This is a genomic window from Dietzia cercidiphylli, assembly GCF_039531545.1.
GTDB classification, from domain to species: domain Bacteria; phylum Actinomycetota; class Actinomycetes; order Mycobacteriales; family Mycobacteriaceae; genus Dietzia; species Dietzia natronolimnaea.
In genome coordinates this window covers 1-17,884 of record NZ_BAAAQG010000008.1, presented here as the reverse complement: position 1 = coordinate 17,884, position 17,884 = coordinate 1, and the positions used below count along the sequence as shown (strand labels likewise).

Genomic DNA, 17,884 nt, shown 5'->3' with positions numbered 1-17,884 from the left:
TCCCGGAACTCCGATGAGTTCCGGGACTCTCCCGTGGCGGTGGCGGTGGGATTTGAACCCACGGTTGGGGGTTACCCAACACAGCATTTCGAGTGCTGCACCTTCGGCCGCTCGGACACGCCACCGCCGATCAGGCTACTTCACGAGCGGCCGCAGGCGGAAATCGCCTGCTCGCCGCGGCGAATCAGGCCTTGTCGTTGCCGGTGAGCTTGCTCGCGGCCTCGTTGGCCTTGTCCTTGAGCTTCTCGGCGCCCTGCTTGATGCCGGCCTTGCCCTGGTCCGCCTGGCCCTCGGCCTGGAGGTCGCGGTCGCCGGTCGCTGCGCCGGCCGACTCCTTGGCGCGGCCACCGAGCTCCTCGGCCTTGTTCGAGAACTTGTCTCCCACACCCATGTGGTGCTCCTCTCGATCACGGCGCCGGTGCCCGGCGCCTCTCCTCACCCACCGTACGGAGATGTGCGCCGGGCCTCCACCGGACCGCGGTCACGATCCCGTCACCGCCGAGCGCGAAAGAACTCTTCGAGCAGCGCGGCGCACTCGGTCTCGAGCACCCCGCCCCGGACCTCGGGGCGGTGGACGAGCCGACGGTCGCGGACCACGTCCCACAGCGATCCGCAGGCCCCGGTGCGGGGCTCCCACGCGCCGAAGACGATGCGGCCCACGCGCGCGGCGACCGCGGCGCCCGCGCACATCGTGCACGGCTCGAGGGTCACGACGAGGGTGCAGTCCTCCAGGCGCCACCCGTCACCCAGCACCCGGGCCGCCTCGCGCAGGGCAAGGATCTCGGCGTGGGCGAAGGGGTCACCGTCGACCTCACGCCGGTTGGTGGCGGCCGCCAGTTCCCGGCCGTCCGGGCCCACCACGATCGCGCCGACCGGCACATCACCGTCGGGGGTCTCACCGGCGACCGCCAGGGCCCGCCGTACCCACCGCTCGTCCGCGGACCGGGGTGACGTCAGTGGCATGGGCGACGTCACGGGCACGACCGCCTCACGAGTCGGGCAGGTGCCGCTCGAGCTCCTCACCGAAGCCCATCCGCTCGGCGAGCGACTGCAGCTGCTCGTCGGCGTAGAGGTCGGTCTCGGACACGATGATCTCCAGCACCCCCGGTGGCAACCCCACGTCCTCGAGGATCGCCATGTCACCCTCGCCCCAGGGGTCGGCGTCCTCGAGATCCTCGTCCGGAAGGTCCACGTTGAGCTCGTCGAGCACGTCGGCCGCGAGGTCGTAGTCCAGGGACGCGGTCGCATCGGAGAGCATGAGGCGCATCCCGGACGGGCCGGGGCGCAGGATCACGAAGAACTCGTGATCGACGTCGACGAGACCGAACGACGCACCCTCGGTGCGCAGGGAACGAACCTGCCGCGCGGCGTCGTCGAGACTGGTGAGCGCGGAATCATCGAGTCTGGTGATCTGCCACGAACCGCCCGCCTGCAACACCCCGAGAGCGGAACCGGTGACGGCGTCGTCGTTGCTGTCGCTGTCGCGGGTACTTCGGTCGGAGGTGCTGGCCATGGGCCCAACCGTAGTCGGCTGTGAGAACCTTGTCAGGTGGCGGCGGTGACGGACGTGTGCGTGCTCGGGGCGGGCCTGATCGGCGGTTCGCTGCTGCGGGTCCTGGGCCCGGATCGGGCGTTCGGGTGGAACCGCTCGACCCCCGGTGCGGAGGCGGCGGCGGCTGCCGGCTTCCACGTCTCGACGGATCTGGCCCACACGCTCCGCCGTGCCGCGCGGACGGACGCCCTCGTCGTCGTCGGCGTCCCCCTCCCCGCCCTCGGCGCGGTCCTCGATGCGGTGGCCGACCACGCACCCGGGGTCGCCCTGACGGACGTGGTGAGCGTCAAGGGGCCGGTCCTGGCCGCGGTGCGCGACCGGGGGCTGGGCGCGCGGTTCGTGGGCGGCCACCCCATGGCGGGGACGGCGGACTCCGGGTGGGCTGCCACCGATCCGGACCTCTTCCGTGGTGCGACCTGGCTCGTGGCCGCGGACGACGACGCCGATCCCGACACCTGGTCCCGCGTGGCCCGGATGGCGGTGGACTGTGGCGCCCGGGTGGTCTCGTCCTCCTCCGCCGACCACGACGCGGCCGTGGCGAGGATCTCCCACCTGGGTCACGTGGTGGCCGAGGCGCTGGCCTCGGCCGGGGGCCGGGGCGGGGAGCTCGCCCTCGCCCTGGCCGCGGGGTCGTTCCGCGACGGCACCCGCGTGGCGGGCACCGCGCCCGACCTCGTGCGGGCGATCTGCGAACCCAACCGGGACGCCCTGCTGTCCGTCCTCGACGAATGCCTGGCAGATCTGACGTCCGCCCGCGACTCGCTGGCGGGCGAGGGGACGCTGGGGCCGCTGGTCGACGAGGGACACCGCGCGCGTCGGGCCTACGAGGAGGCGCAGGCGGTGCGCGCGGGCACGGCCGTATCCGTGACCCCGGGGGCGCCGGGCTGGCTCGCGGACCTCCGCGCCGCCGGAGCCGCCGGGCTGGAGGTCAGACCCTCCGGCTGAGCCCGGTGACGTCGACGATGAACCCGTCGGGGTCGACGGTCGCGCTCGTGGCCGCGGTGGCCGTGATCCCGTGGACCATCTCGTCGTCACTGGAGAAGGTGACGGAGTCCTCGGTGACGTCGAGCGTCAGGGAGTCCACCGAGAGGACCCGCTGCTCGACCGAACCGGGCTGCGCGTGCAGCCCGAGCCGTCGGGTGATGATGCTGGCGAAGAACACGCTGAACGTCACATCGACGTCGACCACTCCGTCGCCGCCCACGCGGGAGCGGGTGTCGGAGGGGTCGTCCAGCAGCCAGGAACCGTCGGCGTCGCAGACCAGGTCGATCGTGCGCTCGTACTCCTCGGTGGAGACGGTCAGCTGCACCCGGTGAGGGGCCAGGTCCGATCCGATCTCGACCTGGTACTCCAGCGTGAACGCCTGGTGGTCGGGGTGCGCCGCGGAGACGATCCGGCCCCGGGCGCGGGAGGAATCGCCCTTGCGGACGATCCTCACCTGCTCGATCACCCTGCCGGTCTCGGAGATCCACGTGTACATACGGGGGGCCGAGGCGCGAGGCGCTTCGACCTGCGGCGAGGGCGACTGGGAAGCGTTCACCCCTCCTACGGTAGGAAAATCTCCACCGAAAAGCACATCACCGGCCCGGTGTGGCGACCCGGGGTCACCTCGGGCGGAGCTCCACCCGCGCCCGTCTCCACGGATAGAGCGTCACGTTCCGCGCCCTGGGCCACTCCCGGCCACTGCCCACTCGGTCGAGCCGGTACCGCTCCAGCACCTTCCGCAGGATCACCTCGCCCTCCATCATCGCGAAGGACGCACCGATGCACCGGCGGGCGCCGCCGCCGAAGGGCAGCCACGTGGTGGGGGTCGGGACGTCGTCGAGGAAGCGGCCGGGGTCGAACTCCTTGGGCGCGGGATAGGCGGCCGGCGAGCGGTGGGCCAGGATGATCGACGGCGAGATGGTCATCCCCCGCGGGTAGGTGCGGCCGCCGACGGTGGCGGGTTCCTGCAGCTCCCGCATCACCATCGGGACGACGGGGTGCAGTCTCAGGGACTCCTTGAGCACGGCGTCCAGGTACTCCGTGCCGCCGGCGGCGATCTCGGACACACATCGATCCTGGATCCCGGGATGCCGGGCCAGCTCGAGCACCGACCACGCCATGGCGGTGGCCGTGGTCTCGTGTCCTGCGGCCACCAGGGTCATCAGCTGGTCGCGCAACTCCTCGTCGGACAACCCCTGCGCGTCCTGGGCGGACGCCCGCACCAGCAGTGCCAGCAGATCCCGTCGCCCGGACAGGGCCGGGTCCCGGCGGGTCGTCTCGATCTCCTCATGCAGGAAGGCGTGGATGGTCGCGAGGTCCCGGACCTGTCGGCTCCACGGCCGGAACCGGCGCAGCGGCAGGATGCCCATGCCGATCATCACCACCGGCCCGGCGTCCACCGCCCGCGCCACGATCGGCCTCATCCGGTCGAGGCGGGCCGAGTCCGTCACCCCGAACACCACGCGGAGGATCACCTCGAGCGTGAGCTCGCTGAACAGGACGTGCGCACGGACCCGGCCCGATCGCGGCCAGCGATCCAACTGCTCGGTCGTGACCTCCTCGACCAGCGAGCGGTACCCCTCGATCTCGCGGCGCCCGAACGCCGGCGCGAGGAGCCGGCGGGCGCGCGCGTGCTCGTCGCCGTCCTGGAGGAGGAGAGAGTGTTCCCCCAACAGCGGCCGCAGCAGTTCGTTGCCCTTGCCCGCGTGGAAGACCGACGGCGAGCCGGCGAAGACGTCCTTGATGTCGGCGGGATCGGCGACGGCGACCACCGTCCGCCCCTTGGGCATCAGGTCGAGCTTGAACGGCACCCCGTACCGCCTGGCGGCCGCCGGGAATACGGCCGCGGGGGCCGAGAGTGCGAGCAGGGCCTGCACCAGGCCGGGTAGGCGTGGGCCGGGGGGAACGCCGTCGTCTGAGGTCACACTGTCCATGGTGACACCGTAGGAGTCGACAGGTGTCGCCGCAGCCGGACCGGCGAACACCAGGGCTGGACACCGAGGGGTCGCCTGACGTTCACCGCGATCGTCACCTCGCCGTGGCGGTCACCGACTACCGTGAGCCCATGGCCCTGCTCCCCGTGGACCTGGACTCGACGCCCGACGACATCGCCTCCCTCCTCGCCGTGGACGCCGCCGTGCGCGCCGCGGTGGGCCTGGAACACTCCCCGCCCACACCTTCGGCCCTGCACTGGGTCGGCGCGGAAGGGATGTGGATGGCCCTCGTCCGGCCCGGCGAGGGGCGCGCTCTCCTGGCCGGCTGGCACCACGAGTTCTCCCTCACGGAGGGCAGCGGGCGTGCCGGAGAGGCCGGGACGGACCTCGTCGGCGACGCCCCGGGGTGGTGGCGACGCGGGGTCGAGCACGCCCGGTCCAAGGGCCTCTACCTGGGCTTCCTGTACGGCTGGGACGGGGCCGCGTGGTGGCGGCTGGACCAGCCGACCGACGACGGCTTCGACCCGGAGATCTACCCGGTGACCGCGACGGCCGTGCGGGACATCGTCGACGAGCTGGCCGACGACACCCTCCTCGACGCCCCCCCGACCGGAACGGTCTACGCGCTCCTGTCGGCCGGTGCGCGGTTGTCCGCCCGGGACCTGGCGGCCGTCCTCCACTCCCCCGACGGCTGGCCCGAGGTCGACCTCGAGGCGGGCGTCCGAGCGGCCCGGGCGTTCGGTTCCCCGGTCCCGGCCTGAGCGCGTCGAGGAGCAAGAAGTGCTGGTAAGGATAGGCTTTCGACGCTTGTGACTCCGCGCGCCGACTCCTAGCGTGGACACATGGACACCCCTCGCTCCACCCGCCACGACGCCGTCGAACCGCACGACGCCTCGGTCGGCGACAGACTCAACTGGCTTCGTGCCGCCGTCCTCGGGGCGAACGACGGCCTGCTCTCGACCGCCGGGCTCGTGATGGGCGTCGCTGCGGCCACCACCGACCGATCCGCCCTGATGGTCGCGGGGATCGCCGGCTTGTCCGCCGGCGCGTTCTCGATGGCCGTCGGCGAATACGTGTCGGTGAGCACCCAGCGGGATACGGAACGTGCGCTCATCTCCAAGGAGATCGGCGAACTCGACCGCGAGCCCGAGGCCGAGTTCGAAGAACTCGTCGGGCTCTACACCGCCAAGGGGCTCAGTGTGGACACCGCCCGGCTGGTCGCCACCGAACTCCACGCCGTCGATCCACTCTCCGCCCACCTCGACGCCGAACTGGGCATCGATCAGGAGGCACTGACCAACCCGATGCACGCAGCCGTCTCCTCCGCGATCGCCTTCACCCTCGGGGCGATCATCCCTCTGCTCGCCATCCTCGCCCCCGCCAGCCTGAGAGTGCCCACGATCGCGGTGCTCACCATGGTCGGTCTGGCGCTCGCGGGATACGTCTCCGCGCGTCTGGGAGACGCGGATCGGGGCAAGGCCGTGCGCCGGCTACTCCTCGGTGGTCTCGCGGCCATGGCAGCGACCTACGGGATCGGCTCGATCCTGGGAACCGCCGTCGCCTGACCGGGGACGGGTTGCTCGCTACTGCACCGGTGAGCCGATCTCTGCCACCATGGTCTGGTGAGAAGACTCGGTTACGTCGCGGCCAAGCGCCTCGCACTCGAGACACTCGGGTGGACGCTCGTCGTGCTGGGTATCGCCGCTCTGTTCCTCCCCGGCCCCGGGCTGCTCACTCTCTTCGCGGGCATGGTCGTGCTCTCCCAGCAGTACGAGTGGTTCGAGAAGCGGGTCGACCCCGTCAAGCGCGTGGCCCTCGAGGGCGCGTCCCGAGGGGTGCAGACCTGGCCGAGGATCACCGCGTCGGTGCTCGGCGTGGCGTGGCTGGTCGGACTCGGGATCTACTGGGGCCAGCACCCCCCGGCACCACAGTGGTGGCCCCTCGATCCAGCCTGGTGGTTCATCGGCGGGTGGGTTACCGGCGGAAGCCTGATCGGCTCCGGCCTGATCGGCCTCGTCCTCATCGTCTACTCGATCCGTCGATTCCGGGGGAACCCGTACGACCACGAGGTGGAGACCGAGCGCGAGAGGGAACGCCACGCCGCCCGCCACCGGGAGAGAGAGGAACGGCGACGGGCGCGGCACGACGTCACATCGGGCCGGAGGCCGCACCCGGCCGCGTCTCCCACCGGGCCGGGCGTCGCGTCGGACTGATCGGGCGTCACGTCAGGCTGAACGTCTCCTCGCCACCCACCGCGACCATGCGCTCCTGTCCGGCCACGCACACGTGGACCGGGGTCGAGTCGATCACACCGTCTCTGTGATGCACCGTGACGCTGTCCTGCATCACCGTCACCGTGAGCGGGGACCGCAGGTAGGTCATGTTGAAAGAGACCCCGTCGATATCCCGGGGCAGGTTGGGGTGGATCTGCAGCATCCCGTTCTCCACCCGCATCCCCGCGTAGAACCGCTGGATCAGGTCGACCGTCCCGGACATGACACCCATGTGGATACCCTCGCGGGTCGTTCCTCCCTGGATGTCGTTGACGTCGCTGCCCAGCGCCACCTTGAAACGATCCCAGGAACTGTCCGGGTCGAAGCGGGCGAGGACCCCGGCATGCGTGATGTAGGACAGGGTCGACCCGTGTGACGTGCGCTGGTCGTAGTAGTCGATGGTGCGCTGTGCGGCATCGTCCGCGAACCCATAGCCGAGTCTGGTGAAGACCCGCCGCAGTTCGTCGTCGCTGAACAGGAAGAACAGCATCACGGCGTCGGCCTGCTTCGCCAGCTTGTAGCGATCCGGGGTGTCCCCCTCGGCCTTGAGGATCCTGTCCAGTCGCTGGATGTTGCCGTATTCGGCACGGTAGGAGTTCCAGTCCAGCTCGTCGAGGTCCTCGTACCCCTCGAACTGGCTGATGATCCCGTCGTGGAACGGCACGAACATCCTGCGGCTCATGTCCTTCCACCGCTCGATCTCGTCGTCACGCAGTTCGAGCCGGGCGCGGACGGCGCCGGCCTGGGGCGCCGGCAGCAGGTCGAGCAGGTGGGCGGCGATGTCGCAGATCCACGCCACGAAGACGTTGGTGTAGGCGTTGTTGCGCAGCCCGCCCTCGGACGCGCCCGGGTACTTCTCGTGGTACTCGTCGGGCCCCATCACGCCGTGGATCTCGTAGCGCTGCCGCTCCGGTGAGTAGTGCGCGATGGACGACCAGAACCGCGCGATGCCGAGCATCATCTCCGCACCCCGGAACTCGAGGAACATCGTGTCCTCGGTGAGGGTGATGTACTGCCAGACGTTGTAGAAGATCGCCGCGCTGACGTGGCGCTGGTTGTGCGACAGGTCGATGTCCCACCGCCCCGACATCGGGTTGAGGTGGAGTTCCTGGGTCTGCTCCGTGCCGAGCGATCCGCTCTGCCACGGGAACATGAACCCCTCGTACCCGGCCGTCGCCGCCGCCACCCGCGCCTCGGACTGTCTCCGGTAGCGGTACATGAGCAGGCTGCGGGTGACGGCCGGGAGCCGGAAGGTCAGGAACGGGAAGACGAACAACTCGTCCCAGAACACGTGGCCCCGGTAGGCCTCGCCGTTGATCCCGCGGGCGGGCACGCCGGCGTCGAGGTCGGCGGTGTTGTGCGAGCACGTCTGCAGGATGTGACTGATGTGCACCCGCAGCAGGTGCTGGGCCTCGTCGTCGCCGAACACGTGGAGGTCGCACGCCTGCCACAACCGCTCCCAGGACTCGCGGTGGTGCGCGTACGCCGCACCGAACGGGCGCGACCGGGCGGCCGACCGGGAGGCGCGCAGGAGCGTGTCCCCCGTGGCCGGGTCACGCGAGGTGAACAGCGCCACCGACTTCTCGATCGTGGTGGGGACGTCGCGCTCCAGCTCCACGTGGAGGGTCTGCTGGATGTAGTCCGCCATCCGGAAGTCGGAGCGGGGCACGTCTCGTTTCCGACCGCCGGTCGAGACGAGGGTCCGTGCCGCGACACCGATGTTCACCTCGGACTGCCGGGTGCGCACCTTCAGCGCCATCACCTCGGGGTGCGGGAACACCGTGCTGCCCGGCCGGAGGTGGTCGCTCTCGAGTTGCCGGTATCGCGGTACGCCGTCGTTGGTGACGCGTCCGTCGAGCGCGCTCACGACCTCAGCCTGGCCGGACCAGTTCAGCGGCGTGATCGTCCACTCCATGTAGGCGTGGTGCATGCTGGCCATCGACGCGAAGCGCCGGCTCACCAACTCGGTCTCCCGCCCCTCCCGGTCGCGGAAGCGGATCTGGCGGGTCATCAGCGCCGAGCGCAGATCCACTCGGTGGCTGTACTCGAGGATCTCCACTTCTGCGAGCCGGAGCACCTCCGCCCCGCCGATCCTGAGCTTGAGCGGCAACCAGTTGGGCAGGTTGACCAGGTCCTCGTTGTGCACCGGGACGCCGCCGAGCATGGTGGTCGCGCGGTTGTACAGGCCGTGGACGTACGTCCCGGGGTAGTGGACCCCGTCGGCGTCCTCCCATTCGGCCGCGCCGCGCGTGCAGAGGTAACCGTTGCCCGTCGAGGTGAGCGTCTCTCGCAGCCCCTCCTCGCCGGGATCGAACTCGGAGTAGGACAGCGTGAAGGCGTCGGTCCGCCCCGTCGTGGTGTCGTCGGAGGGCCCGGTGTGCAGAGTGGTCACACAGTCGACCCTATCCCCTGACCTGCGGTTCCGACGGGGTCCCACGTGCTTGTTTCCGGGATCGTCATCTGGCCGAGACTTGTCGGCCACTGACGTATTGTATGATCTACGTCACAGCCGGGACGGCCCGGGCCGCGCCGCGGGGCCCACCATCGACCGTCGCGCGGGAACAGGGGCTCACCATGACCGTTCAGTTCATCGAGATCACGGAGGACGTGGCCGACAGGCTCCACGTCCTCACCACACCGACGGCCTGCCAGGTCGGCGATGCGCGCATGATCATCGTCGATCTGCTCGGTTCCGGTCCGTCGTGGCCACTGTCCGTCCTCGTCGACCACGTGTGCACCGCATACGAGGCTCCCGACGGGGAACGTCTCATGGTCGACCTCCGGGAGGGCATGGCCGAGGACGATCTCCGCGACGAGCCGGCACTCCGGCACGTGACGTGGGTGCGCGCCACGCGCCTCGCGCTGAGGGAACTCACCGACTCCGGTGAAGTGGTCTGGAGTCTGCCCTCGGATGATCCTGACGAGGTCGACCACCCCGAGGTCGAGGTCCTGATGTCCGGCGCGGAACCGCGCGCCTTCCGCGTCTACGTGGGGGATCCGCTCCCGGACGGTTCGGTGTCCCTGCGGTAGCGGACGGCCACGGCCAACATCACCGCGCCCACCGCGATGAAGGACAGCACCCGGAACAGGCCGGGCAGCGTGGCCAGGTCGAGGAACAGCAACTTGGCGAGCGCGAGTGACCCCAGGACGAAGCCCATCCTGCGGGCGTCCGAGAGCCGGGGACTCGGCGTGAGGATCAACCAGGCCGCGCAGCTGATCCACAGCACGGTGACCACCAGATGAGCCACGAGGAAGCCGTTGCGCGCCGCGCCCGCCAGGTCGCCGATCACCACTCCGGCCGCCACCACCATCACCGAGAAGGTCAGCAACGCCACCACGGCACCCGCCATCACCACCCTGGACGCCTGTCGGGGCACCCGCCGGGAGGCCCACCACGTCGCGGCGACGGCGAGCGCCGTGACCGCGAACGCCGCCACCACGTCCCAGTAGGTCAGCTCGCGGACCGCCAGACGCTCGTCGAGCGCGAGGAACGGCTCGTTGACGACCACGTACACGGCCAGCGCGATGGCGGCGCCGACGCCGGCCACCCAGTCCACCCAGCGGCGACCCCACAGGCCCGCTGCCACGAGGTAGCCGGTGGCGCTGAGGGTGAGGGCGAGGCTCGTCATCTCCCGTCCGCCCAGTTCCACCCAGGCGCCGAACAGCAGGGCACTGCCCACGACCCCCGCGACGGCGGACAGCAGGACCGGTCCCGGCTCCTGGGCTCGACGTCCGGCCACCACGGCGACCGTGAGGTAGGCGGCGGCCAGGACCACCCCGACCGGCCAACCCGGCCGCAGGAGGACGAGTCCGGAGAGGAGGAGCAGGGGGACGGCGGTGGGGACGACGACGAGGGCCGCGTTCTCCGGAGCCGGGCGACGGCGCACGGAGTCGGCCCAGGCGACACCGACCCCCACGGCGGCGAAGACCAGGGCCGCCACGATGAGCGCGATCTGTTCGCCCCGGTCGTGGAGGTGGGTCTGCGTGAGGTAGCCCGCGAGGACCGGTGCCGGGAAGACCGACCACACCACCCTGACCGCGATCCCGAGTTCGGCGCCGAGTACGGCGGTCGCGATGGCCAGGATCACCAGGAAGACAGGGAGCTCGACGCCCGTGGAGATGAACGGGGCCAGCACCATCGTGCCGGCCGAGACCAGGCAGGCGAGTAGTCCCGAGGACCATCGTTGCGCCAGAGCCATCCCGGCGAGCGCCAACCCGCCGACGAACATGTACGCCGCCGGGACGGGGATCCACTGGTAGAGGGTGGTGCAGGCGATCACGTCGAGCATGGCCGCAGCCAGACCGGTGCCGACCAGGGCCAACGCGCCGGGGTTGATCGGGCGCTCGGGCGTGGCCTCGTGCCGGGACTGCAACCACAGCCCGAGCCCCACCAGCACCAGCGCCAGCACCGCCGCAGCGACGACCCGCGCGATCGGCGGGAAGAGCCCGGCCTGGATCGCGACCACCAGGAGGAACGCGATCCCGGCCAGCATCACGGAGCCGCCGATCGCGGCGATGACGGTGGCGGCGGTGATGCGGGGCCTCCGTCGTGGCACCTCTCGCGACGCCACCTCCCCGGGCTGCTGCCACGGACGGCCGGGGTGCGCCCGGCCCCCGGGCGGCGCGGGTGCCACGTACTGCCCGGGGGACTCGTACCGCCCCGGCGGACGCCACGGTCCGCCCGGGTGTGGCGGGGCGGGCGTCCCCTGCGACGGTGCGCCCGCCCGCCACGGCGATTCCCCCGGCGGCGACTGTGGAACCGCCGCGGGGCCGGCCTGCCGACCGAGCGCCGACAGCCCGGCCCGGACCTCCGCGACCTCCGCGGTGATGCGTCCGAGCCGTGCATCGAGGTCGTCGAGAGCACGCTGCAGGTCTGGCTGCTGGGGGTCCACCTGGAAATCATCCCCCGCTGCGTTGCCTGCGTCCATGCCCCTCCCCTGGCCACATCGCGGGAAGAACGCAGTGCCGCACTAACGACCCCGGTCCCCGGGCCGATAGACAGAGCACGACACGAGCTCGGACGGAGCACGCATGAGTGAGCACATCATCCCCGTTGAGGGGGCGACCCCGATGCACTTCGTCTCCGAGGGCGACACCCTCTCCTGGCACCACCAGTCGGTCGAGACCGAGGAGACCACCGAGTGGTGCGGTGAGGTCGTCGACATCCCCACCGACAGGGTCACACAGTGGGATCCGCTCTCCATCAGGGGTGCCCTGTCCTGCCCCAGGTGCGGCCTGGTCGGAGGAGTCCTCGACGGCACCTTCATCCGGGTGTTCCAACGGAGACCGGGCCAGACCGAGGCAGAGGCACGTTCCGCCTACTACAGATACCGTTACAGGCACCATGGGGAGTGAGTCCCTACCCGGTCGGCCCACGCGGCCGGCGCACGCCGGGCAGTGACGGGGAGGGGGCCGACGCCGTCGACTCACCATCGAACCACCGCGGGCCCGAGAGGAAGGCCTCCACGGCGAGGCGCTCCAGCTCGTATGAGCCGATACCCGGGTAGCCGTGGCACATGCTCCGCCATGTCGCGGGCACGGCCGTCGCACCCCACCGCGCGCCCAGCAGACCGCCGGCGATCGCGGCGACCGTGTCCGTGTCCCCGCCGATCTCGATCGCCACGACCAACGAGTCAGCGAGGTGCCGCCGCGGATCGGCTTCGGGGACCGGGGTGTGGTGGATCGCCGACCACGACGCCTGCAACGCGCCCACCACCCAGCCGTTGATCGGGAACCGAGAGGGCGGCCCCTGTTCGGCCTCGTCGATGCGGGCCTCCTAGAACTCACGGTCCGGCTCGTCGAGGCGCGCCAGCCCGCTACGGAGGTCCAGGACCTGCTCCCGCACCGCGCGGTCGATGGCCAGAGACCACAGCACGCACGCCTGGCCGGTCCGCGGATCGGAGTGGGTCAGGTCGCTCACGGCGGTGGCGGCCCGGACGATCGCCCCGGTGTCACCGAGGTGTGCCAGCGCCACGGGGGCGGTGCGCATGAGGGAGCCGTTGCCGGCCGAGTGGTGACTCCGCCGGAAGTGCTCCCCGGCCGCCTCCCGGGCCGCGGCCGCCGTCGGTGCGGGACCCGCGGCACGCAACACGGCGGCAGTCTGGTAGCCGATGTCCGGCGGACCGGAGTCGTACCAGCGGCCGAAGTTCCGGGCCACCTCGGTCAGTGCCTCGTCGGCGAGCAGACCGCGCCCGCGGGCGGCCACCTCGAGAACGCACCACGCCATGGCGGTGTCGTCGGTCCACTGGCCAGGAGCGAATCCACCCAGCCCACCGCCGATCATCTGCGGGCCGTCGGGCCCGAGGCGAGCCGAGCCGTATTCGTACCCGGCGCCCAGGGCATCTCCGACCGCGGTGCCGAGCATGACGCCCGCCACCCGGTCGGCTCGTGTTCCGTACTCGCTGTCGCGTCTCATGACGCCACCCCTCCCAGGCGATACGCCAGTTCGTCCCGGTTCCGCTCGAGCTCGAACGAGAAGGCGCGGAGAATCTCGTCGACGTTCTCCACGGACAGTGGCCGCGCCGGAATCCTGATCCTCTGGAACACCTCGCGGTCGGTCATGTACCAGGTGCTCCACGTCCCTTTCCGGTTGAGGAGGTCCAATTCGACGGCGGTGTTACGCCGACTGTAGACACGGCGCACGACCATGGCGAAGACCTCGATCGCGGCCCCGTCCGGACGGAAGATCACGAACACCGTGGTCCCGGCGACATGGAATCGGAGGTCACCGTCGGAATCGACGTCCGGGTCCTGCCCGGTGAGGTTCCGGATCACCCCCGCCACCAGTGGACGCAGGGCGTCCGGGCCGCCGAGGGCCGCGTCCTCCCCGCGTGACGGGGCTTCCTCCACCGCACCGGCGTCTGCGAGCCCGAGTGCGTCCGCCACCGCCGCGGCGCCCGGCCCGGTGGCGCGGGCCGTGAACAACTGCGGGTGCGGCAGCAGCAGGTCCCCGCGTGCCACCCGGACGATCGCGTCCGCCAGCGTGAACGCGCCGTCCTCACCGACGCGCGCGACCATGTCCTCCGCGGCGGTGCTGCCGCGGATTCCCCGCGTCACCCACATCCACCCGCGCCGGCGATCGGCGCGGATCACCAGTTGCGACGCCCACTCCTGCCGGCCCGAGGGCGCGATCAGCGCCAACGTCTCACCATCCCGGATATCGCCGAGTCGGCAGATCAGCGTGTCGAGAAACACGCCCCACGCGCACTCGGTGCCATCCCTCATGCCGTCGTCTCGCCGTCCCATGTCTTCCCGTTCCATGTCACGCCCCTTCCGACCCCGATTTAGCACTCCCAACGCGCTAAACATTAGCACGCTTATCGCGCTAATGTGAGGGCATGTCCGATCTCGAACGATTCCCCCGTCCCGCCGTGGCAGTGGACCTGGCGATCCTCACCGTGACGGGAGCCGGCGGCACCGACCCCGAGCTACGGATATTCACCCAATCGCGGACCGATCCCGACGGTCGCGCACTGCCCGGCGCCTTCCTCCGCGAACGCACGAGGGTCTCCGAGACCGCCGATTACGTGCTCCGCGAGAAGGTGGGGATCGCACCCCACGAGACCATCCGTCCGCGCCTGTTACGACTCTTCGACGACCCGGAGCGCGACGGACGGACGTGGGCCGTCTCCGCCGCGCATGCGCTCCCCCTCCCCGAATCAGCACTGTCCGGAGCGAATGGTGATCTCACGAGGGTCACCATCGACGGTCGACTCGAGGGCGTCGACTCACTTCTGTTCGACCACGACTCGATAGTGGACGCCGCGATCCGGGACGTCCGGGAGCGCTACGAGATCCGCCTGCGCTACGTCGACGTCGGCCCGGACCCCGATGGCTTCCTGGCCGAGCCGTTCACGCTCCTCCAACTGCGCCGGGTGCACGAGGCCGTCATCGGTGAGGCGTTGCACAAGGACAACTTCGCCAGGCGGATGCGGCCGCACCTGGAATCGGTCGTGGATGACGACGGCGAGGTGGCCCTCTCCACGGCGCTACGCGGTCGCCCGGCCGCGCTGTTCCGGCGTGCGCGCTGACTTGTGTTGCGCCGACCGGGACCGCAGCACCAGGATCACGCCGACCGCGCTGACCGCCATACCGACCACCGCGAGAACAGTGATCGGCACCCCGAACATCAGCCACACCCAGACCATGGTGGTGGGCGGGGTCAGATAGAGCAGGACGCTGGCCACCGTCGCGCCCCGGGTGCGGGTGACGAACACGTAGAGGACGTACCCGCAGAGCGTGGACAGGAACACCAGCCAGGCCACCGCCACCCAGAACTCGGGCTCGGCCGGCACCGCGCCCTGTCCGACCAGCAGCATCGCGGCGACCAGTGCCACCGCTGCGACGACCGACTGCATGGTGATGGACTGGAGCAGGGTCTCCGTGGGCCTGAGGCGTTGGGTGAGGACCGTCCCCGTGGCCAGACTCAGCATCCCGGCCACCGGGAACAGGTACGCCCACCACGGGGCGCTGCCGGCACCCAGGCCGCCCGAGACCACCACCACGACGCCCGCCATCCCGAGCAGCATGCCGATCCACATGACCGGTGTGGTCCGTTCCCCGAGGAACCTGCCCGCGACGGTCGCCACGAGGAGCGGCTGCAGCGCCGCGATCAGCGCCGCCGTCCCGCCGTCGACGCCGCGGGCGACACCCTCGAAGATCATGAACAGGAACACGGCCTGACTGAACAGACCCAGCACCGCCTGCCGCGCCCACGCCCTCCGGTCGGTCAACCGCACCCGGAGCACGAGGCAGACCGAGAGCAGCAGGAGCCCGAGGATCGAGAACCGCCAGCCGAGCAGCTGCAGCGAGGTCCCACCGGTCCGGGTCCCGAGCTCCGCGCCGACATAGCCCGAACTCCACATGATCACCAGGGCCACCGACGCCAGATGGCCGGCGTTGCGGCGGAGCGCATCTCGAGCGGGCTGGGGCATCGGCCCAGCCTACGAAGCGGCCGGTCTCGTCGTCGTCGTACCGTCCGCCCCACCCCCGGCCCCCGGCGCACGACCTCGGCCATATGAGTCACCGGCGGAGGGACGAACGACGAACGCCCCCGTCCGCGTGGACGAGGGCGCTGCCGGTACCGCTGTTGTGCGCCCGAAGGGACTCGAACCCCTAACCTCTTGTAATCGGGTCACTCTCGGCGGGGTCATTCCATGAGATTCGTTTACGGCTGCCGACGTGGGGATATGCACCCTGCCCGCATACCTTGGACGCTGCCGGGATTCGTCTAGGTTTCAATCAATGTGCTGGATAAAACATGGACGGGGTATAAACCTCCAGCACTCTCGCGCGCGGGGATTCGACAAATGCACGACACCCCCAACACCGGATGGTGCTGGGGGCGCTGCCACGCCGGTCACCAGGACCTGTGGGGCGCGGCATCCGACCACGAGGGCCGGGGGTCTTGGGTTACGCGGCGAGGTTCGCCACGTCCTCACCGGCAGCGGAGACGGACACCGTAGCCACACCACCGGGAGTCGGATCGGATGCGTTCGGATCAGTCACAGCGGCCTGTACGAACTTGAGCTTCTCGGCGATGACGTGGCGGGTGGACTCGGCGCGGCCTGCGGTCGACGCGGCGGCTGCGTACTCGGGCGAGCGCTGCTGGAGCGCGTGGTCGATCATCGCCATACCAGCCTCTCCTGCCTGCCCTCCCCTCACCGAGTAGTAGTCAACAGCGTGCTCGTGCAGGAGCGGAAGGTCGGCCTGGTCCGCATTGACGATGAGTTCGACCAATGCGCCTGCGCCGGCCTCCAGAGCGGCGGACACACGCTGCGCCCGACGCTGGTGGCGTAGTTCGGCGAGGAGCTGCTCTTCGGTGGTCCCGGTCGGGGTGACCATCGCGGACTTCAACTCGTCGCGCTGGCGGGAAGCATTGTCGATTGCGGCGGACGCGGCGGCGGCAAGCTCCGCCACCTTGTCGTCCCAGGCGTTGTGCTGCCGGTACCGGTCGAACGTGTCCGCGATGCCCTGGGGCGTGTAGTCGCCACTGGACCGCAGGCGGGTTGCGGTGGCTCGGGCCTCGGTACGGATGGCGTCGAGTTCAGTCTCGATCTGGTGCAAGGTCTTACGGGTCATCGGGTGTTCCCTTCGATGGTGATGGGTCGGTCGTGGTCGTCGTGGTCGGTGGTGTTGGCTACGTGCTCCGCCCATGAGGCGAACCCCGATGCGAGCGTGTCGAGCAGCGAGTCGCCCCGGTCGTCGTGGTCGGTCGTGGACACCCGGTCCGCGATGATGAGCAACTTCCCCGCCGGCAGATCCGCAGCCGATGAGAGTGCGCGAATTAACGCCGGGTCCGGGCTCTCCGATTGCAGCTCCACAAGCAAGCGTCGAGCGGCGAGGCTGGCGGTCTCCGAAAACATCGCGGACAGTTCGTGCTGTGAATCGGCCACGAGTGCAGCGGTCGCCTGCCGGGTGTGCTCCCGGGACCACTCCACGCCCGCTTCGACGGCGGCCGCGTCAACCGCCCGCCGGGAGATCCCTAGTTCACGGGCGCAAGCGTTCCTGCCGTATCCCTGCTCTGCCAGCTCCCTTACGCGCGCGGGCGCGGGTCCGGCACTCCCGGTCATGCGGCATCCTCGGTCTGTTCGTCGTCCCGGCGGCGGGGGTCATGGTGTGCGATTGCATCCGAGACGGCGGCGATCATCGGGCGTATCGCTTGCGGGTTCTCGATGAGACAGTCAGCGAGGGCGCGGCGGGTGCGGTCGGCTACGGCCTCGGCTTTGGCTTGCGGGGTGTCGGCGTCGGGATTGAGCGGGAACTTCCACCGGGGGTCCACGCTCGTGACGGCGGCGAACAGCAGCACCTTGGCGTCATCCTCGGAGAGCTGCCGGACTATACGGGCGGCGGTGGTCGAACGGGCGTCGATGAGGGCGTCGAGGCGGTCCTGCACGAGGCTCGTGCGGGCGAGCATGAGGGTCAACTTCAAAGCCACGAGGGGCCTCCAGTCAGTCGGGATGGTGGGGGGTTAGTCGGTGCGCCGGCGGGGGCTGTAGAGGTCGCGAATGTATTTGTCTTGGCGTGCGAGGTGGGCTACTCGGTCGCCTCGGCGGACGTTGCACCGCTCCCCGGCTGGAGTGTTCCCGCTAAAGTGGCCACTGCAATTAAGCGGCGAGTTCGTATATGTCTCTGAATCCTAG

General features: G+C 70.3%; 19 protein-coding genes, 1 tRNA gene and 1 pseudogene. 7 read left to right on the top strand and 14 right to left on the bottom strand.

Annotated elements, in window-relative coordinates:
• Positions 1 to 34 precede the first annotated feature (34 nt).
• The 4 genes from ABD250_RS09565 to ABD250_RS09550 all read right to left on the bottom strand — a co-directional run bounded on the left by ABD250_RS09565 (position 35) and on the right by ABD250_RS09550 (position 1,513).
• Positions 35 to 125 (bottom strand) — tRNA-Ser (locus ABD250_RS09565).
• Between the two features lie 59 nt (positions 126 to 184).
• Positions 185 to 391 carry a CsbD family protein gene (locus tag ABD250_RS09560; protein WP_017838254.1) on the bottom strand — a complete coding sequence of 69 codons (207 nt, stop codon included), beginning with the start codon at positions 389 to 391 and terminating at the stop codon, positions 185 to 187.
• A gap of 101 nt (positions 392 to 492) precedes the next feature.
• Positions 493 to 963 carry a nucleoside deaminase gene (locus ABD250_RS09555; protein ID WP_344391956.1) on the bottom strand — a complete coding sequence of 157 codons (471 nt, stop codon included), beginning with the start codon at positions 961 to 963 and terminating at the stop codon, positions 493 to 495.
• Between the two features lie 25 nt (positions 964 to 988).
• Complete coding sequence (locus ABD250_RS09550) at positions 989 to 1,513, bottom strand: tRNA adenosine deaminase-associated protein (protein WP_017838256.1); 525 nt, start codon at positions 1,511 to 1,513, stop codon at positions 989 to 991.
• Positions 1,514 to 1,549: 36 nt separating this feature from the next.
• Between ABD250_RS09550 and ABD250_RS09545 the strand changes: the two genes are divergently transcribed.
• Complete coding sequence (locus ABD250_RS09545) at positions 1,550 to 2,497, top strand: prephenate dehydrogenase (RefSeq protein WP_344391953.1); 948 nt, start codon at positions 1,550 to 1,552, stop codon at positions 2,495 to 2,497.
• Here the strand turns inward: ABD250_RS09545 and ABD250_RS09540 are convergent.
• Positions 2,481 to 3,092 carry a putative glycolipid-binding domain-containing protein gene (locus tag ABD250_RS09540; RefSeq protein ID WP_344391951.1) on the bottom strand — a complete coding sequence of 204 codons (612 nt, stop codon included), beginning with the start codon at positions 3,090 to 3,092 and terminating at the stop codon, positions 2,481 to 2,483. The genes ABD250_RS09545 and ABD250_RS09540 overlap by 17 nt on opposite strands.
• A gap of 64 nt (positions 3,093 to 3,156) precedes the next feature.
• Positions 3,157 to 4,461 (bottom strand): cytochrome P450, encoded by a 1,305-nt coding sequence (locus ABD250_RS09535; RefSeq protein WP_338404116.1) that lies wholly within the window; start codon positions 4,459 to 4,461, stop codon positions 3,157 to 3,159.
• Positions 4,462 to 4,601: 140 nt separating this feature from the next.
• Between ABD250_RS09535 and ABD250_RS09530 the strand changes: the two genes are divergently transcribed.
• From ABD250_RS09530 to ABD250_RS09520, 3 genes are all read left to right on the top strand, one after another.
• Positions 4,602 to 5,231, top strand: coding sequence for a hypothetical protein (locus tag ABD250_RS09530; protein WP_182657766.1), 630 nt, complete (start codon positions 4,602 to 4,604; stop codon positions 5,229 to 5,231).
• A gap of 81 nt (positions 5,232 to 5,312) precedes the next feature.
• Positions 5,313 to 6,035 (top strand): VIT1/CCC1 transporter family protein, encoded by a 723-nt coding sequence (locus ABD250_RS09525; protein WP_017838261.1) that lies wholly within the window; start codon positions 5,313 to 5,315, stop codon positions 6,033 to 6,035.
• A 57-nt stretch (positions 6,036 to 6,092) separates the two neighbouring features.
• On the top strand, positions 6,093 to 6,683 hold the full coding sequence (locus ABD250_RS09520; protein WP_182657765.1) for a PGPGW domain-containing protein: 591 nt from the start codon (positions 6,093 to 6,095) through the stop codon (positions 6,681 to 6,683).
• 7 nt (positions 6,684 to 6,690) lie between these two features.
• On the opposite strand, the gene ABD250_RS09515 is transcribed toward ABD250_RS09520, so the two are convergent.
• Positions 6,691 to 9,135 carry a glycosyl hydrolase family 65 domain-containing protein gene (locus tag ABD250_RS09515; RefSeq protein ID WP_182657764.1) on the bottom strand — a complete coding sequence of 815 codons (2,445 nt, stop codon included), beginning with the start codon at positions 9,133 to 9,135 and terminating at the stop codon, positions 6,691 to 6,693.
• A 182-nt stretch (positions 9,136 to 9,317) separates the two neighbouring features.
• On the opposite strand from ABD250_RS09515, the gene ABD250_RS09510 reads away from it, so the two are divergent.
• A complete protein-coding gene (locus ABD250_RS09510) occupies positions 9,318 to 9,773 on the top strand; it encodes a hypothetical protein (protein WP_241730451.1) in 456 nt (151 codons plus the stop codon).
• Here the strand turns inward: ABD250_RS09510 and ABD250_RS09505 are convergent.
• A complete protein-coding gene (locus tag ABD250_RS09505; protein ID WP_344391947.1) occupies positions 9,728 to 11,671 on the bottom strand; it encodes a DUF2339 domain-containing protein in 1,944 nt (647 codons plus the stop codon). The genes ABD250_RS09510 and ABD250_RS09505 overlap by 46 nt on opposite strands.
• Before the next feature lie 103 nt (positions 11,672 to 11,774).
• Here ABD250_RS09505 and ABD250_RS09500 point away from each other — a divergent pair, with 103 nt between their 5' ends.
• Positions 11,775 to 12,098 (top strand): hypothetical protein, encoded by a 324-nt coding sequence (locus ABD250_RS09500; RefSeq protein ID WP_182658734.1) that lies wholly within the window; start codon positions 11,775 to 11,777, stop codon positions 12,096 to 12,098.
• Between the two features lie 4 nt (positions 12,099 to 12,102).
• On the opposite strand, the pseudogene ABD250_RS09495 reads toward ABD250_RS09500, so the two are convergent.
• Both ABD250_RS09495 and ABD250_RS09490 read right to left on the bottom strand, forming a co-directional pair.
• Positions 12,103 to 13,107, bottom strand: a pseudogene (locus ABD250_RS09495) (ADP-ribosylglycohydrolase family protein).
• A 47-nt stretch (positions 13,108 to 13,154) separates the two neighbouring features.
• Complete coding sequence (locus tag ABD250_RS09490) at positions 13,155 to 13,967, bottom strand: T3SS (YopN, CesT) and YbjN peptide-binding chaperone 1 (protein WP_344391944.1); 813 nt, start codon at positions 13,965 to 13,967, stop codon at positions 13,155 to 13,157.
• Positions 13,968 to 14,080: 113 nt separating this feature from the next.
• Here ABD250_RS09490 and ABD250_RS09485 point away from each other — a divergent pair, with 113 nt between their 5' ends.
• A complete protein-coding gene (locus tag ABD250_RS09485) occupies positions 14,081 to 14,773 on the top strand; it encodes an NrtR DNA-binding winged helix domain-containing protein (protein ID WP_182658573.1) in 693 nt (230 codons plus the stop codon).
• Here ABD250_RS09485 and ABD250_RS09480 read toward each other — a convergent pair.
• From ABD250_RS09480 to ABD250_RS09465, 4 genes are all read right to left on the bottom strand, one after another.
• Positions 14,732 to 15,676, bottom strand: coding sequence for a DMT family transporter (locus tag ABD250_RS09480; RefSeq protein WP_182658572.1), 945 nt, complete (start codon positions 15,674 to 15,676; stop codon positions 14,732 to 14,734). The genes ABD250_RS09485 and ABD250_RS09480 overlap by 42 nt on opposite strands.
• Before the next feature lie 478 nt (positions 15,677 to 16,154).
• Complete coding sequence (locus ABD250_RS09475; RefSeq protein ID WP_182658571.1) at positions 16,155 to 16,823, bottom strand: hypothetical protein; 669 nt, start codon at positions 16,821 to 16,823, stop codon at positions 16,155 to 16,157.
• Positions 16,820 to 17,314, bottom strand: coding sequence for a hypothetical protein (locus tag ABD250_RS09470; protein WP_182658570.1), 495 nt, complete (start codon positions 17,312 to 17,314; stop codon positions 16,820 to 16,822). Before ABD250_RS09470 ends, ABD250_RS09475 begins: the two co-directional genes overlap by 4 nt.
• Positions 17,311 to 17,679: a hypothetical protein gene (locus tag ABD250_RS09465; RefSeq protein ID WP_182658569.1), complete on the bottom strand. Its 369-nt coding sequence runs from the start codon at positions 17,677 to 17,679 to the stop codon at positions 17,311 to 17,313. The genes ABD250_RS09470 and ABD250_RS09465 overlap by 4 nt, the downstream gene beginning before the upstream one ends.
• Between the last annotated feature and the right edge of the window lie 205 nt (positions 17,680 to 17,884).